Here is a 16,446-nt window from a genome sequence, read left to right on the forward strand (position 1 = left end):
GGCCGCTAAAGGCGCTTCAGCATGCGCGTGTTGCCGAGGGTATTGGGTTTCACACGGGAAAGATCAAGGAATTCGGCAACTCCCTCGTCGGGAGACAGCGACAGTTGGGCAAAAACGGCCGGATCAACAAGCTCTTCGATGACGGGCTCAAAACCGTGGCGGGTAAAGAAAGCGGTCTCAAACGTCAGGCAGAACAGCCGTTCGAGGCCAAGAGTGTAAGCATCACGCTCGATCTGATCGAGCAGTGCGTGGCCGACCCCACGACCAAGCCACTCGGATGCGACAGCCAACGTTCGCACTTCGGCTAAGTCTTGCCACATCACGTGCAGCGCCCCGCATCCGATCACCTGGCCCTCAGGAGTCACTGCAACGCGAAACTCTTGCACCGCTTCATAGAAGACGACGAGGTCTTTGCCGAGCAGGATCCGTTCGTTGACGAGCGGTTCAACGAGAGACTGAATTGCCCGAACGTCGGCGGTAGTCGCGGGGCGAACGCTGAAGGTGGTCACGGAATAAAGGTACCGCTGCTGGCAACCAATTCTCCGCGTTAACGACGAAGTGGCTGGGCCGACACCTTTCGGTGTGGCCCAGCCACTTTTCGCTAGGGGTGAGGTTTAGGCCTCGACCTCAGCTGGTTCCTTTTCGGGGAGACCAGGCTGGCGGCTGGTAGTGAACACGAACTGGCTGTCAACGAAGTCAACGTGCACGTGGTCGCCGGCATTGAGTTCGCCGTGCAGGATTTTCTCACTCAGAGCGTCTTCAACTTCGTGCTGCACTGCGCGGCGGAGCGGTCGCGCACCGAGGGCGGGGTCGAACCCGACTTCGATGAGGCGCTCCTTGGCGGGAACAGTGAGCTCGACGGTGAGGTCGCGATCCATCATGCGCTCGGAGAGTCGCTTGATGAAGAGGTCGACGATCTGCAACAGCTCTGGCTTGCTGAGCTGCGGGAACACGATCGTCTCATCAACACGGTTGAGGAACTCTGGCTTGAAGTGCTTCTTGAGCTCTTCAACCACCTTGCCACGCATGCGGTCGTAGCTTGTTGCCGAGTCACCCTCCACCTGGAAGCCCATCGGGCCAGCGGTGATGTCCTTGGTACCCAGGTTGGTGGTCATGATGATGACAGTGTTCTTGAAGTCGATCACGCGACCCTGGCCGTCGGTCAAGCGACCCTCTTCGAGGATCTGCAGGAGCGAGTTGAAGATGTCGGGGTGAGCTTTCTCGATCTCATCGAAGAGCACAACACTGAATGGCTTGCGGCGCACCTTCTCGGTGAGCTGGCCACCCTCTTCGAATCCTACGAATCCGGGAGGCGCACCGAACAGGCGCGAAACGGTGTGCTTTTCGCCGTATTCACTCATATCGAGCGAGATCATGGCCGACTCGTCGTCGAACAAGAACTCGGCAAGGGCCTTAGCAAGTTCGGTCTTACCGACACCGGTCGGACCGGCGAAGATGAACGAACCACTTGGGCGGTTGGGGTCCTTGAGGCCAGCACGCGTGCGGCGAATGGTCTTGGAGAGAACCGAGATGGCTTCTTCTTGACCAATGACACGCATGTGCAGGGCCTTCTCCATGAAGATGAGTCGGCTGGACTCTTCTTCAGTGAGCTTGAACACGGGGATGCCGGTTGCTGCTGCCAGAACTTCGGCAATCAGACCTTCATCCACAATTCCGCTTGCGCCGACGTCGCCAGACTTCCACTGCTTCTCAAGGCGAAGACGCTCGCCCAGGAGCTTCTTCTCTTCGTCGCGCAGGCTAGCGGCCTTCTCGAAGTCTTGGTCTTCGATTGCGCCCTCTTTTTGGCCACGAACTTCGGCGATCTTGTCGTCGAATTCACGCAACTCAGGGGGCGCGGAAAGGATGGAGAGACGCAAACGTGCGCCCGCTTCATCCAGAAGGTCGATTGCCTTGTCTGGCAGGAACCGGTCAGACACATAACGGTCGGCAAGGTTTGCTGCAGCAACAATGGCGCCGTCAGTGATGGACACCTTGTGGAAGGACTCGTAGCGGTCGCGAAGTCCCTTCAGGATGTTGATGGTGTGCGGAAGGTTAGGTTCGTGAACCTGAACCGACTGGAAGCGACGCTCAAGCGCGGCATCCTTCTCGAAGTGCTTGCGGTACTCGTCGAGAGTCGTTGCACCGATCGTCTGGAGCTCACCCCGAGCAAGCAGCGGCTTGAGGATAGAGGCAGCGTCGATTGCGCCCTCAGCGGCACCAGCACCAACGAGGGTGTGGATTTCGTCAATGAAGACGATGATGTCGCCGCGGGTGCGGATCTCCTTGGTGACCTTCTTGAGGCGCTCTTCGAAGTCACCGCGGTAGCGGCTACCAGCGATGAGCGAACCGAGGTCGAGCGAGTAAAGCTGCTTGTCTTTCAGAGTCTCCGGCACGTCACCGTTAACGATGGCGATCGCGAGTCCCTCAACAACCGCGGTCTTACCCACGCCGGGTTCACCGATAAGGACAGGGTTGTTCTTGCTGCGACGGGAGAGGATCTGCATAACACGTTCCATCTCCTTCTCGCGGCCGATTACGGGGTCGAGCTTGCCGTCGCGAGCCGCCTGAGTGAGGTTGCGGCCGAACTGGTCAAGAACCTGCGAACCCTTATCGGGAGTCGCATCGTTGCCACCAACAGCGACAGCCTCTTTGCCCTGGAAGCTTCCGAGGAGCTGGATGACCTGCTGACGAACCTTGTTGAGGTCAGCGCCGAGCTTCACGAGAACCTGGGCAGCAACGCCTTCGCCCTCACGGATGAGGCCCAACAGGATGTGCTCTGTGCCGATGTAGTTGTGGCCGAGCTGCAGCGCTTCGCGCAGGCTCAGCTCGAGTACCTTCTTGGCACGCGGCGTGAAGGGGATGTGACCGGTCGGCTGCTGCTGACCCTGGCCAATAATGTCTTGCACCTGCTCGCGCACGGAGTCGAGTGAAATACCCAGCGACTCGAGTGCCTTAGCGGCAACTCCCTCGCCCTCATGAATGAGGCCAAGCAAAATGTGCTCTGTGCCGATGTAGTTGTGGTTGAGCATCTTGGCCTCTTCTTGGGCCAAAACGACTACACGACGGGCGCGGTCGGTAAATCTCTCAAACATCTCTTCACTCCTTTGATACCGCTACGAATTCGGTACCGATGTAAAGAGACTAACCAGTGAAATCGTGAAATAGTCCGGTGTTCGCCCTAGGCGTGACTGTGCTGGGCTACTGCTCACGAATGCACGCGCCGGGGCCGGGGCTGATCCACGAACATCACTCGCACTCACTTAGAAGTCAGGGATGCACTGTCCAGCGGCAGCGCCATCCAGCAGCGTGACGCCGCTCGCCTGCACCGCGTCAAAGAGTGCTTGATCGTCGTCTGTCTTCTGGACGGTTCCCTCGCAGGTTGAGGTGTGGAAGTAGAACTCTCGGTCGAATGAGAAGTATCGGAAGTCCATCCCCGCGAGCTGAGAAGTGAGTGCGGCAGCAGCGACAATCGCAGGCCAATCCTCCTCGCGGTACTCGCTGGAGATAATCTCCACCCCGCGACCCTGCAGCGCCGTTTCGTCGTCGGACCAACGCACTCCTCCGCCCTCGAAGTCGCTAGTGTCACCACTCGAGTTGGAGGGGAGCCACGCATTTATGAGCAACGGGAAGAACCTACTGATCCCCTCGCTGAGGTCCACCACTTCACGCGGTGGGAGCGAACCTGACGATTGCAGTCCAGGGAAGGACCAGAGCTCAAAACTTTGCCTGCCGGCACGCGAGAGCGCATCGCCCGGGTTTCCCTCAACGGGCGAAAGTGCTGCGAGCGCGTCGTAATTGTCAGAGAGGTGGTGCAGCAGTTGAAGCGGATGCATATTGGACGGAGCCGAGAGCACCCGCAGGTAGCCAACATCGCCGAGGTTGGTCACTTGGAGGTCCATCCTCACATCGAGTTCCATAGCGGCGGTGATTTCACGCCAGTACCGATAGTTCTCCACGACGGTGTCACGAGGAAGGCCGAGGCCCGACACCGTGAAGCCACCGTCATCGTCACCGGGAAGCCGAATGCTGAACGAGACTGGCAACCCAGGCCCGTTGCCGTTGCCGTCGAACTGATTCAGCATCGCCGCGACGGTGCCCAGCCGATCAGCCGCGAATGCCTCGCTCACTCCGACCTCAATCGTCGCGTAGCTCTCCCACAAGCTATCGGGGGTTGCCACCCACGACACTTCGCCCACTCCCGGAATCGTTCTGATCTGAGCCAGACTGTGGAGGAAATCGCGCTGCTGCGACTCCGAGAATCCTTCGATGCGGAGATCGGATTCTGCACCACCGTCAACGGTGCATCCCCCTAGCACTGGTGCGAGCAGAGCGACAGCGGCCAGAGCGTTCACGATCCGCCGAGTAAAAGTCATGATTCAACCTTACGTTTCGGGCCCGCGAAATAGCTCCGAATCACGAGGACTGATCTCGGTTTAAGAGTACGTTTCGCGATGCAACCCAGCCTTCCCCCAAACATGGCTCTCTGGGTCCTGGCCAAAGTTAATCATTCTGTAACGTTATATAGAGGGCGTTTGGCCATAAGGTGTCGTTATGCAGGACGCACCGCACGAATCCGCCACCCTTGACGAACTCACGCGCGCGCTCGATCTCCACATGCTGCGCATCCTCGTTGCCATTCACGAAACCGGCAGCGTTTCAGCCGCGGCCCGTCGCCTCGGATTCAGCCAGCCCGCGATCACCCAACAGCTCAAGCGCAGCGAAGCCCGCCTGAACATCGCCCTAGTTGCTCGCACCCCGCGCGGCATGGAACTCACCGAAGCCGGCGCCCTTCTTGCCCGCCACGCGCCCCGCATCGACGCCGCCATCACTGCCGCCGCCAGCGAACTCACCGCGCACCTCGGTCTCGACCGCGGCGCCGTTCGCCTCGCCGCATTCCCCGCCGCCGTCGCCAGCATCATCGCGCCACTGCTCTCGCGTCTCGATCGAGAGTTTCCGGGCATCCACGTCGAATTCAGCGAAGCAGCACCGGATGCCGCCCTCAAAGCTGTTGCCGATGGTCGCGCCGATATCGCCCTCGACTACCGCTACGCGAGCGACCACACCATCACATCAAGCTCACACACGAGCGCCGAAGGGCTGCGCTCGCGCTTCTTGCTCTCCGAGAACGTGCTCGCTATCGTGCCTCGGGCCACCGCCGATCAGCTCGGGGCGTCAGCGAGTGTCGCAGCGCTTCTTCCGTTTACGTGGATCGGTGGCCCGGCAACGTGCACCGCGCAACTCGTCACCGTCGCGACCGCCCTCGGCGAGAAACCCACCCTGCGGCACGATGTCACGACAGCTGGCGCGGCGCTTGCGCTCGTGGCATCCGGAATCGGCGTGACGTTCCTCTCAGAACTCGCCTTGGCCACCACAGCCCTGCCCGACGGCGTCGTCGCCCTCGATTTACAACCCAAACTTCGTCGACGCATCTATGCGACAACGCTCGACGACTCAGCCGACACTCCCAGCATCGCAGTGGCACTCCGGCTGCTCGCCATGCGAGAAGTGGCCCGGAAAACCAGCAGTGATCGCGCGGCACTGTCACAGCACTCGCACCTCCAACGCGCGAAATTTTCATCCGCACCCTTCACCCCTCCTGTAACGCTCACCGAAAGGCACGAACTTCGCATGAGATCTACTAACTCCACCCTGGCCAAGGGGGCTCGGGCCTCCACCGTCGCCGTCGCCGCCTCGGCCCTCTTGCTCGCGGGCTGCGCCACCTCGAACGCACCCACCGGCGATGGCAACATTGACACCATCACGGTTGCCCTGCCTGGGTCTCTCTCAAGCCTCTACGTTGGCGCCGAGAGCGGCATCCTCAACTACTACATTGCCTCCATCACTCAAGAAGGCCTGGTCTCGATCGACGCTGACGGGGCCCTACAGCCTGGCCTTGCCGAATCGTGGGACCAGCCGGATGACGTGACCTACGTTTACGAACTGCGCGACGATGCCATGTTCCAAGACGGCACCCCGGTGACCGCCGATGACGTCGTGTTCAGCCTCGAGCAGGCGCGCGACGAAACCAGCTCGCCCGGCCTCTCGTACTACTTGGGCGGCGTTGAGAGCGTCGAAAAGACCGGCGACCTCGAAGTCACCGTCACGCTCTCTGCCCCCGACGCAGCATTCGCCGCCAACATGAGCACGGGTGGCGCCGCCTTCATCACCTCGCAAAAGTTCTGGGAAGAGAACAACGGCGAAGTCGGCACCAGCAGCGCCCTGCTTCTCGGCTCAGGGCCATACAAGGTCACCGAGTTTGTTCCCGACTCCCACGTGAACTTCGAACGCGTAGACACCTGGTGGGGCGACCTTCCCGAAGTGAAGAACATCAACGTGAAGTTCATTCCGGATGAGGGAACTCGCCTTCTTGCCGCCCAGTCTGGCGACATCGACGTGGCCTTCAATGTTCCGCTCGCGCAGTCGACCCAGTGGGAAGACCTCAGCAACATGCGTGTCGACTACGTCAACGACCTCTCCTATGTCGGCATGTACTTCAACACCGCTCTCGAGCCGTTCAACGACCCGAAGGTGCGCGAAGCGTTCGCCCACAGTGTTGACCGCACCACGATCGTCGACAAGTTGCTGCGCGGTCATGGCGAAGTAGCCACCGCGATTGCTACACCCGAATCCCTCGGAAGCGTCTACAGCGCTGACGATGCTCGCGACCTACTCTCGACCATCCCGCAGTACCCGTTCGACCTCGACGCGGCCGCCGCAGCACTCGCGGGCTCCGATCACCCGGATGGCTTCGAGACCGACATCCTGTTCCCCTCCACTGGGCCACAACTCGGCACCGCCGCTCAGTCGCTCGCCGAGAACCTCTCCAAGATCGGCATCACGCTGAACGTGCGCGAAGTTCCGATCGAGGAATGGCTTGCGAGCCTCGAACAAGACAGCAGCTACGGCGTTGGCCTCATGTGGTACTTCTCCACGCTGGGTGACCCCGCCGAAGTCTCGACCTACATGCTCGGCGACTACAACATCTCGAACTACGAGAACCCCGAAGTTCTCTCGCTGTTCGAACGTGTCGGCGCCGAAACCGACCAGGCTGCCCGCATCGATCTCCTCATCGAGGCCGAAACGCTGCAGGCCGAAGACATCATCAGCGTTCCGCTCTGGTGGGGACAATCCGCAACCGCGTTCTCGAACGACATCGACATGAGCAACTACAGCTCATTCGCGTTCATTTCGTCGTGGCCGACCCTGCTCACTCCCGCTGGATAATCTGTGACAACCACCCCGATTGCACGCGCATCACACGCTCGGTCCTTGGGCCGCATGCTTGTGGTGCGCGTGCTCGGCACCATCGGCATCCTTCTGGTGCTCTCCATCATCGTGTTCTCGATGCTGCATCTCGCCCCCGGCGACATCGTCAAGAACCTGCTCGGCAATCGGCCGTCATCTCCGGATGCTGTGGCCGCGATCCGGGCGCAATACAATCTCGATCAACCGCTCTACATGCAGTACCTGATCTGGCTCGGCAACACCCTCACCGGTGACTTCGGGCAGTCCATTCGCCTGCAAGATTCGGTGTCGAATGTGATTGGTTCGCGCCTCGGCATCACGGCGGCACTCAGTGGCCTCGCTTTCCTTCTTGCTGTGATCGTCGCCGTTCCGCTCGGCGTGCAAAGCGCTGTTCGTTCGGGAAGCTGGATCGACCGTTTCGCGACCGGCTTCGGCATCATCGGTCTCAGTGCTCCCACCTTCGCGATCGGCCTCCTCCTTCTCTATGTGTTCGCTTTCTACCTGCCGATCTTTCCTGTCTATGGGTCGGGCGACGGTGGCCTCGACACTCTCTGGCACCTCGTGCTGCCCGCCATCACTCTGGCGCTCGGACTTGGCGCGATCATCCTCAAGCTCACCCGCACGGCCATGCTGCGCGAACTCGAAAGTGACTATGTAACCTTTGGTCGCGCGCGCGGCCTGCCCGACCGCCAAGTGCATATGATCGCGCTGCGCAACGCCGCCATCCCCATCGTGACCGGCGCGAGCCTTGTGTTGACGTTCCTCGTCGGCGGCACAGTGCTGGCCGAAACGACCTTCGCCCTGCCAGGACTCGGCACTCTGTTGCAAGGCTCCGTGCTGTTCAAGGACATCGCCGTCGTGCAAGCCCTCACCCTGTTGGTGGCCGTGACGATTGCGATCATCGCGCTACTGGCCGACCTTGCCTACATCTTCCTCGACCCCCGCATCCGCGCCAAGGAGAGTGCTCAGTGAGCAGCACCGAAGCTATCGTCTTAGCGAAACTTCCGCGGTCGCGCCACCGGCATCCGGTCGCCGTGTGGTTGTCGCTCGCCCTACTCGGAGTCGCCGCCTTCTTGGTGCTCTTCGGCAATCTGATTGCCCCGGATGCCACAGCCCAGTCGATCCTCGATTCGCTCCTGCCTCCTGGCAGCCCTGGTCACCTTCTCGGCACCGACGAACTCGGTCGTGACGTGCTTGCTCTGACGATCGCGGGAGCAGCATCCGCTCTCGTTGGTCCGGTGTGCGTGGCACTCGGGTCGATGATTCTTGGCATTCTGCTCGGCACGGTTGCGGGTTACTTGCGTGGCCCCATCGATTTCATCATCGGGCGCTGGACCGACCTTCTCTTCTCACTTCCGCTGCTGCTGGCAGCGATCGTGGTTGCTGGCGTCTTCGGCGCTGGCTACTGGATGACCGTGCTGCTGCTGATCTTGCTGTTCTCGCCCTCGGACATCCGCATTGTGCGCGCCGGGGTTATGGAACAGGCCGCGCGGCCCTTCGTGGAGGCAGCCCAAATGCTGTCGCTCTCGAAGACGCGCATCATGTTCACGCAGGTGCTGCCGAACGTGTGGTCGTTGATCATCACCAACTCGATGCTCAACGTAGCGTTTGCTCTTGTCGCCTTCTCGTCGCTGTCGTTCTTGGGTGTTGGTGTTGCGCCGGGCACTGCCGATTGGGGCCGTCAGCTCACGGATGGTCGCGCGATCATGATTGACAACCCGGCGGCTGTTCTTATTCCCGCTCTGCTCATCATCGGCGTTGCCTCAGCAGCAAACCTTGTCGGTGACTGGCTTGGCCAAAACTTGACTCGAACGGGACGCTCATGACCGACACCGACGTAGCTGACACTGCCGCTGCAGCCAGGAACAGCCCCAGTACCACCGCCCAAGTGACCGTCACTGGGCTCACGATCGACGGGCCAGCTGGCGTTGTTGTCGCGCCCTTCGATTTCTCCATCGCGCCAGGCGAAACCCTTGCGCTCATCGGCGAATCCGGCTCGGGCAAGACCCTTTCCGCCAAAGCTATCGCCGGGCTCTTACCTGCCGTCTTCACTGCACGCGGCACCATTGCGCTGTCGAGTGCGACGATTGAGCTGCCATCAACGGATGCCGTCTGGCGAGCCACTCGTGGTCGCCGCATTTCACTGCTGCTGCAAGATCCGTTCACGAGCCTGAGCCCGGTGCACCGTTGCGGCACCCAAATCGGGATGACAATCGATGCCGCGAGCGCGACCCGTCTCAGCCGCGAAGAACGCACCGCCCGCATCACGCAAAGCCTCGCCGAGGTGAACCTGCCCCCGGATGTCGCCCGCGCCTACCCGCACGAACTCTCCGGCGGAATGCGTCAACGGGTTGCCATCGCAGCGGCCCTCGCTACCGACCCCGAACTGCTCATTGCTGACGAGCCGACCACGGCTCTCGACGCGAGCAACCAGGGTGAGATTCTCGACCTGCTTCGCGGTCTGCAAGAGAAGCGCGGCATGGCCGCATTGCTCATCTCGCACGACCTCGGAATGGTCCGCGGGCGTGCGGAGCACGTGCTCGTGATGCGCCACGGCGACATTGTGGAGCGCGGTGTCACGAGCTCCGTGCTCAATGCGCCAAGCCACCCGTACACTCGGGCGCTGATCGAAGCCGACCCCTCGTTGACCGACCGCTCGGCTGGGGTCGTGCGTGCGGCATCCGGTGCGGCTGCTGGCGGCGATGCAGCGCAAACGGCCGATCTCATTGTTGCCACTGACATCACCAAGAGCTTCGGCGATAAGGCCGTGCTGCATGGGGTGAGCGTGACCGTGGGCCGCGGCGAGACTGTGGGCATTGTCGGCGAGAGCGGTTCGGGCAAGACCACCATCGCGCGCTGTGTTGCCGGACTCGAACGAGAAACCAGCGGTGTGATCGAGTTCGATGGTGTCGCTCTCGCACCGGGCCGTGACTCACGAACACCCCAGCAAATGCAGATCGTCTTCCAAGACCCGTATTCGTCGCTAAACCCGATGATTAGTGTTGGTCGGTCGCTGAAGTTGGCGTTGCGGGTGGCGGGGCGTCCGGCATCCGACCTCAATGGGCTTCTGCAGTTGGTTGAGCTGCCCGCCGACTTTGCGAGCAAACGCCCAGCCGAACTTTCGGGAGGCCAACGGCAGCGCGTGGCGATTGCCCGCGCGCTCGCTGTGCAACCGCAACTTCTGATTTGTGACGAATCAGTGTCGGCGCTCGACGTCTCGGTGCAGAAACAGATTCTCGATCTGCTGGCCAAGCTGCGCGCCGATCTCGGGCTCTCGATCCTGTTCATTTCCCACGATCTCGCTGTCGTACGTCAGCTTGCCGACCGGGTCTATGTGCTGCGCAATGGCGAAGTTGTCGAGTCCGGCCGGTGCCACGAAGTGCTCAACACCCCGACTCATCCCTACACTCAGGCGCTCGTTGCCGCGTCCATTCACGAAGCACCCACTCACTGATATCGATGCCACAAGCTGTCGAAATCGTCTCGAAAGGATCCCGTGGAACTCTCCACTTCCGCCCCTGATTCGCCAACCGCTGCGAGTTCTGAAACCGTTAAGCGGCTAGCGCCAGCCGACCTGCCCAAGCACCTCATCCACGCTCTCGGCGCCGACCGCGCCGCCCAGTGGCAACGTGACCGCGAACCGTACAACCCCCAAGTGTGGATGCTCGACTCCCCTGCAGGCAGTGCCGCCGCCCTCACCTCGGGTCGCCCGAATACTCGCTACACGAAGCTCGTTGACCTCTGGGTTGGCGCCGCTCCCGCTGACGCGGCGGACAGGCACGCGGCGAACGTGCACGCGCCCGGCCGCACGCTCCTCGACCAGGTCATCGCTGCTTCGGTTGCTCGCGGTGACGCTTGCCTCAAATGGCAGCTCCCCGCGGATTCCGACTTTCCCGGTTTCGCTCACGATCTCGGCTTCACCGAATTGCGCGACCCTATTTCCTCTGCTGATGGCACGCAGGGGGTTCGTGGTTTTGTGCTGTGGCATGATGCGTGGCCGCACGATCAATTGCGCTATTACGGCCAGACGACGATGTTCACGTGTGGTGCTGTCGCCGCGATGACGGCCCTCAGCCACCTCGGCCTTGAACCGTTTGCTGACACGGAAGACGAGGATGCCCGCGAGCGCGAACTTGCCTTCTGGCGTGCGGCCACCAATTTTCCGGCCTGTGAACCTCTCGGTCTGGCTGTTGCAGTGCACGATGTGATCGCTCAGGCCGCGACCGGCATCACCCTCGAACTGCACCTCGACACGACCGAACCGACGCTGCTCGAAACGTATGAGGGCGAAGAGCGCGCGTTTCGGGAGCAGTTGCAGGCACAGTCTCGCGCCGAGGCCGCGAGCCGCGGCATCCGGCAGCATACCGCCCCGCTGTCGATCGAGCAGATCACTGCGCGGGTGGCGGGCGGCGAACTCGCAATCCTGTTGATTGAAGAAGAGCCCATGCACGATGCGTCTACCCCGCACTGGGTCGTTGCCCACTCGGTAAAGGGCGACACCGTGCTGCTCAATGATCCGTGGATCACTGCCGAGCAGGGCGAGACATGGGTCGATTCTCACGATCTACCGGTGTCGCTGGCGGTGCTCGACCAGATGATCGCGTTTGGTGACCCGGCTTATCGCGGAGTGATTTTTGTGGCACGCTAGCTCTCAGCGACGTGACGATCGGGTGAGGAGTCGCCGTGAGCAACCCTGAAGAGAACCCCGCCGAGGTGGTGTGTGAAACGCAGCACGGGGTCGGCGTGCAACTGCTTGCGCCGCGCGAAGTACCGCTCGGCGGTCCGCGTGCCATGAATGTGCGACGCACTCTTCCCCAACGGTCCCGTTCGCTCATCGGTGGTTGGTGTTTCGTCGACCACTATGGGCCAGAGTCCACGCGGATGCACGTGCCGCCGCATCCCCACACGGGATTGCAGACCGTGAGTTGGCTTTTTGCCGGCGACATCGAGCACCGCGATAGCGTCGGCAGTCTCGCGACCGTTCGGCCGGGAGAGTTGAATCTCATGACGGCAGGTCGCGGCATTTCGCATTCGGAGGTCTCGCCCGCCGAGCCGACCCTGCTGCACGGGGCCCAGCTGTGGGTTGCACTCCCCGACGCGCACCGCGACACCGCCCCCACTTTTGAAAATTTCGCACCAACCCCCTTCGATCATCAGGGGGCCAGCGTCAGTGTGTTTATCGGTGAACTTGCCGGGGTCTCCTCACCGGCGCACGTCTTCTCTCCCCTGCTGGGCGCACAGCTCAACATCCCGGCTGGCACCACCATCACGCTTTCCGTCAACGCGGGATTCGAACACGGTGTGCTCGTGGATGCCGGAGACGTGACTGTCGCCAGCGTGCAGACCCCCACCGATCACCTCGCCTATCTCGCTCCCGGCCCCACCAAGTTAACGATCACTGCAGCGACGGATGCCCGGCTCTTGCTTCTGGGTGGCGAACCGCTCGGCGAAGCCATCATCATGTGGTGGAACTTCATCGGGCGCAGCCACGACGAGATCGTCGACTTCCGTGCGCAGTGGCAGGCTGACGTGATTGCTGGCGGCAACCCCGCTGGACGTTTCGGCACCGTCGAGAACTTTGACGGGCACCCGCTACCGGCACCAGAACTACCGACGATCAGACTGAAACCGCGCGACTAGTTCTGGGCGACTACTTCTGGGCGATTAGACCGCGGTCACTCGAAGGACGAGTGCTTCGTCGGGGTGCAGAATCGGCAGCGGGAGGCCCACCGATGCGAGTGCCGCACCCGACAGAACGACTTCGCCATCGGGCCACCACGCTGGTACGGTACCGGGGTAGGTTGCCGCCGCCGCGCCAACATCAACGGCACTGACGCGGTAGCTGCGGTGCGCTTCGAGACCGGGCAGACGCTGGGCGGTCGGGACGGCATCCGCGGGCGTCGTGAGGCACGTAATCCAATAAACAGCTTCGGTCACGTGACCGGCGGCATCTTCCGCGAGGATGCCCGTCACAACGGGTTCGGCCACTGCGAGTTCACCGCGAACGACCCGGCCCGAGTGGATGAGATCGCGTAGCGAACGATAGGCGCCTGCCCACACTCGGAGGGCATCCCGCTCTTTAGCGGTTGTGGCGGTGAGGTCCCACTCGATTCCCGAATGCCCCATGAGGGCGGTCGCGAGACGGAAGCCGAGAGACAGCGAACGCCCCGAGGTGTGCGCTGGCGAAGAGCCGACGTGTGAGCCTAGGTATTCGAACGGCACAAGCAGATTGGTCCAGCGCATGATCGAGAAACGGTCGTGCGCATCGTTGGTATCGGATGGCCAGACGCGCTGCACGCGCTCGAGCACTCCGGCATCCACCCGGGCACCCCCCGAGGCGCACGACTCGATTTCGACGTGCGGGTACCGCTCGCGCAGATCGTCCATCAGGCGATAGGTCGCGGCAACATGACGGTGCACCGAGCCGCCGAGCAGGTCGCGATTCATGTCCCACTTCAGGTAGCTGATTGCATACTCATCGAGAAGGGCGCTGATAGCGTCGCGCACGTGGGCGAAGGCGGCAGGGTTGTCGAGGTCGAGCACGAACTGGTTGCGCCACGACTTCGGCAGCGGGCGGTCGTCGTCGCGAAGGATCCACTCTGGATGCTCGCGCGCAAGATCCGAGTCGAGAGACACCATTTCGGGCTCGACCCAGAGGCCAAACTGCATCCCGCTGGCTGTCACCCGATCAACGAGTGGAGCGAGACCCTCGGGCCATGCCGTGGCGTCCACCGTCCAGTCGCCGAGGGCACGCTTGTCGTCGGTGCGGTTGGTCATCCAGCCATCATCGAGAACGAAGCGTTCAACACCAACGTCGGCAGCAGCATCGGCGAGCGCCGCCAACTGCTCAAGGTTGTGGTCAAAGTAGACGGCTTCCCACGTGTTGAGGGTGAGCGGTCGCGGTGACGATGGGTGCGCGGGCAGGGCACGGAACCACTCGTGGAACCGGTCGCTCAGTCCGTCGAGTCCCGCATCCGACCAGGCCGCGTAGGCCCACGGTGACTCGTAGGTTTCGCCGGTTGCCAGCCGCACTTCGCCGGGGGCAAGAAGCTCAGCGGCGCCCACGGTCGTAACGCCGAGCGCTGTGCGGTCAATCCACACGCTCGCGTCGCCACTCGTGCCGAGGTGCATCGCCCAGACCTCGCCGTGGCGAAAGCCGAAACCGGGTGTGCCCGTCACCGTGAGGTAGGAGTCGTCGTGACCACGGCGACCGTGACGCGACTCACGCAACCAGGTTCCGTAGTCAATGGCGGAGCGCTGAGGTTGGCGTTCGGCCGCCCAGATTCCGCTGAAGTCGAGTCGCTCACGCGCAACGGGCGCGAGCGGAAGAATGGCGGCCAACGACGAGAGCTCGAAAGTCTCGGTGGCGATGTTGGTGAGGTGCGAGCGGCTGCGCAGCACTCCGGAGGCAGCCAACTCAAAGGTGATCGTCAAACGCAGGGCCACAGCATCCGCCTCGACATCGCTCGAGTCAACGAGCGTGACCGTGATTCGCCCAGACTCCGGATGCTCGATGCTCTCGGTCCGCAGCGCAGGCCGACGCACTCGCGCACGGCTGGCATCCGCCCGCTGGTCGTGGCGACCTTCAAGCCCCGGCAACCCGGTCCAGCCTTCGGCGAGCACGGGAACGATGCTCAACCGGAAGGGTTCGTCGATGGAACTCGGCCCAACGGCACGTTCGCGTGAATCAGCGAGAGCTGCGAGTTGGGCAGAGTCAAGTTCTCCGAGGTCTGCACCCCAGTGCGTGATCGACGGCACGCCCGTGCCGCGAGCATCCAGCACGAAGCTGGTGCCCGCGGCACGGAGGTGAACGATGTCGTTCGTGTTATTCGTTGACGGCAATCGCGGCAGCCTTCATGGCGTCGATTGTCTTCTGCTGACCGTTGGTCAGGGCCTCCGAGAGGGTGCCCGAACCGGAGATTGCGGCGGAGAATCCGTCAGCAACATCCGTGTAGGTCTGCGTCATGGTCGGGCCCCACGTGAAGTTGGGGTTGACCTCGGCGCCGGCAGCAGCGAACACGTCATAAATGTTCTGTCCGCCGTAGAAGTCCAGGCCTTCGGAGAATGCGGGCAGGTCGCCACCAGTCTTCGTTGCCGGGTAGATGTTTGCCGTCTTGTTCATGCTCGACAGTGCCTCAGGGTCAGTGTTCAACCAGAGTGCGAACTGTGCAGCCTCGTAGGGGTGCTCACTTCCCTTGAGAACTGCTGTGCTCGATCCGCCCCAGTTGCCGGCAGCTGATTCGCCTTCGTTCCACTGCGGCATCTGAGTTACAGCCCAGTTGCCTGCGGTGTCAGGAGCGCCACTCGTGATGGTGTTTGCTCCCCAGACTGCGGAAACCCAGCTCCAGACGTCGCCCGAGTTGTAGCCGTTGTTCCACTCATCGGTCCACGGCGGGAGAACAGCAACGAGGTCCTGGTCGATCAGGTTCTGCCAGTACTCGGCAACCTTGATCGATTCGGGCGAGTCGAGGGTTACATTCCACGCTTCACCGTCGTTCTCGAACCACTGGCCATCAGCCTGCCAGACGAGACCAGCGAACGCGTTGATGTCGCTCTGCGAGAAGTTGGTGATGTAGCCACCCTCTGCGCGAACAGCCTTGGCTGCCTCTTCGAACTCTGCCCAGGTGGTCGGGATCGCAATTCCGGCGTTCTTGAACAGGTCAGCGCGGTAGAACAGGCCCTCGGGGCCGGTGTCCTGCGGCACTGCGTACACAGCGTTCTCTTCACCGAAAGTGACCTGGCTCCAGGTCCAGTCGATGAACTGGTCTTGAGCATCCAGCACTCCGGCACAGTCGGCGATGTTGACGACGCCGTCTTGCACGCGGAAGTTGGGCAGTGCGTCGTACTCGATCTGGCCGAGGTCAGGAGCGTTGCCTGCTTCAATCTGGTTGAAGAAGTTGTTGTACGTTCCGCCGTTACCGTTTGGTCCGGTCTGAACTTCAACCTGGATGTCGGGGTTCTTCTCGTTCCAGATAGCGACGGCGTCTTCCATGCCGGGCAACCAAGTGGTGAAGCTCAGAGTTACGGGTCCATCTGATGGGGCGCACGCGGCGGCGTCAGTGCCGCCGTCTGTGCCTGCTCCGGTTGAGCATGCTGAGAGTGCGAGCGCGGAGACGAGCACCAATGCTCCTCCAGCGCGAGCTATGCGATTAGCCATGCGATTACCTTCCTTGTGATTGTGATTGTGGTGCGGGGTTTCCC

Annotated in this window: 11 protein-coding genes; 6 read left to right on the forward strand and 5 right to left on the reverse strand. The window is 62.0% G+C overall.

What is annotated here, in order from left to right; genetic code table 11:
- Positions 1 to 5: 5 nt before the first annotated feature.
- The 3 genes from ACOH1Z_RS05970 to ACOH1Z_RS05980 form a co-directional block, all read right to left on the reverse strand.
- Positions 6 to 509: an amino-acid N-acetyltransferase gene (locus ACOH1Z_RS05970; protein ID WP_449647527.1), complete on the reverse strand. Its 504-nt coding sequence runs from the start codon at positions 507 to 509 to the stop codon at positions 6 to 8.
- A 105-nt stretch (positions 510 to 614) separates the two neighbouring features.
- Positions 615 to 3,092: an ATP-dependent Clp protease ATP-binding subunit gene (locus ACOH1Z_RS05975; RefSeq protein ID WP_449647528.1), complete on the reverse strand. Its 2,478-nt coding sequence runs from the start codon at positions 3,090 to 3,092 to the stop codon at positions 615 to 617.
- 168 nt (positions 3,093 to 3,260) lie between these two features.
- Entirely contained in the window at positions 3,261 to 4,373 is a 1,113-nt protein-coding gene (locus ACOH1Z_RS05980; protein ID WP_449647529.1) for a hypothetical protein, read from the reverse strand.
- A 178-nt stretch (positions 4,374 to 4,551) separates the two neighbouring features.
- Here ACOH1Z_RS05980 and ACOH1Z_RS05985 point away from each other — a divergent pair, with 178 nt between their 5' ends.
- Genes ACOH1Z_RS05985 through ACOH1Z_RS06010 form a run of 6 tightly spaced genes read left to right on the forward strand, consistent with a single transcriptional unit; the run spans position 4,552 to position 12,885 of the window.
- Positions 4,552 to 7,224 (forward strand): ABC transporter substrate-binding protein, encoded by a 2,673-nt coding sequence (locus tag ACOH1Z_RS05985; protein WP_449647530.1) that lies wholly within the window; start codon positions 4,552 to 4,554, stop codon positions 7,222 to 7,224.
- Positions 7,225 to 7,227: 3 nt separating this feature from the next.
- Positions 7,228 to 8,217 carry an ABC transporter permease gene (locus ACOH1Z_RS05990; protein ID WP_449647531.1) on the forward strand — a complete coding sequence of 330 codons (990 nt, stop codon included), beginning with the start codon at positions 7,228 to 7,230 and terminating at the stop codon, positions 8,215 to 8,217.
- Positions 8,214 to 9,071: an ABC transporter permease gene (locus ACOH1Z_RS05995; RefSeq protein WP_449647532.1), complete on the forward strand. Its 858-nt coding sequence runs from the start codon at positions 8,214 to 8,216 to the stop codon at positions 9,069 to 9,071. Before ACOH1Z_RS05990 ends, ACOH1Z_RS05995 begins: the two co-directional genes overlap by 4 nt.
- The gene (locus ACOH1Z_RS06000) at positions 9,068 to 10,699 is read left to right on the forward strand and encodes a dipeptide ABC transporter ATP-binding protein (protein ID WP_449647533.1); all 1,632 of its coding nucleotides are present in this window, start codon (positions 9,068 to 9,070) and stop codon (positions 10,697 to 10,699) included. The genes ACOH1Z_RS05995 and ACOH1Z_RS06000 overlap by 4 nt, the downstream gene beginning before the upstream one ends.
- A gap of 42 nt (positions 10,700 to 10,741) precedes the next feature.
- Positions 10,742 to 11,893, forward strand: a complete 1,152-nt coding sequence (locus tag ACOH1Z_RS06005; protein WP_449647534.1) for a peptidase C39 family protein — start codon at positions 10,742 to 10,744, stop codon at positions 11,891 to 11,893.
- Positions 11,894 to 11,928: 35 nt separating this feature from the next.
- Positions 11,929 to 12,885, forward strand: a complete 957-nt coding sequence (locus tag ACOH1Z_RS06010; protein WP_449647535.1) for a pirin family protein — start codon at positions 11,929 to 11,931, stop codon at positions 12,883 to 12,885.
- A gap of 24 nt (positions 12,886 to 12,909) precedes the next feature.
- On the opposite strand, the gene ACOH1Z_RS06015 is transcribed toward ACOH1Z_RS06010, so the two are convergent.
- Together ACOH1Z_RS06015 and ACOH1Z_RS06020 are read right to left on the reverse strand one after the other, a co-directional pair.
- Positions 12,910 to 15,087: an alpha-galactosidase gene (locus tag ACOH1Z_RS06015; protein ID WP_449647536.1), complete on the reverse strand. Its 2,178-nt coding sequence runs from the start codon at positions 15,085 to 15,087 to the stop codon at positions 12,910 to 12,912.
- Positions 15,071 to 16,402, reverse strand: coding sequence for an ABC transporter substrate-binding protein (locus ACOH1Z_RS06020; protein ID WP_449647537.1), 1,332 nt, complete (start codon positions 16,400 to 16,402; stop codon positions 15,071 to 15,073). Before ACOH1Z_RS06020 ends, ACOH1Z_RS06015 begins: the two co-directional genes overlap by 17 nt.
- Between the last annotated feature and the right edge of the window lie 44 nt (positions 16,403 to 16,446).

It is taken from the genome of Rhodoglobus sp., from assembly GCF_053580035.1.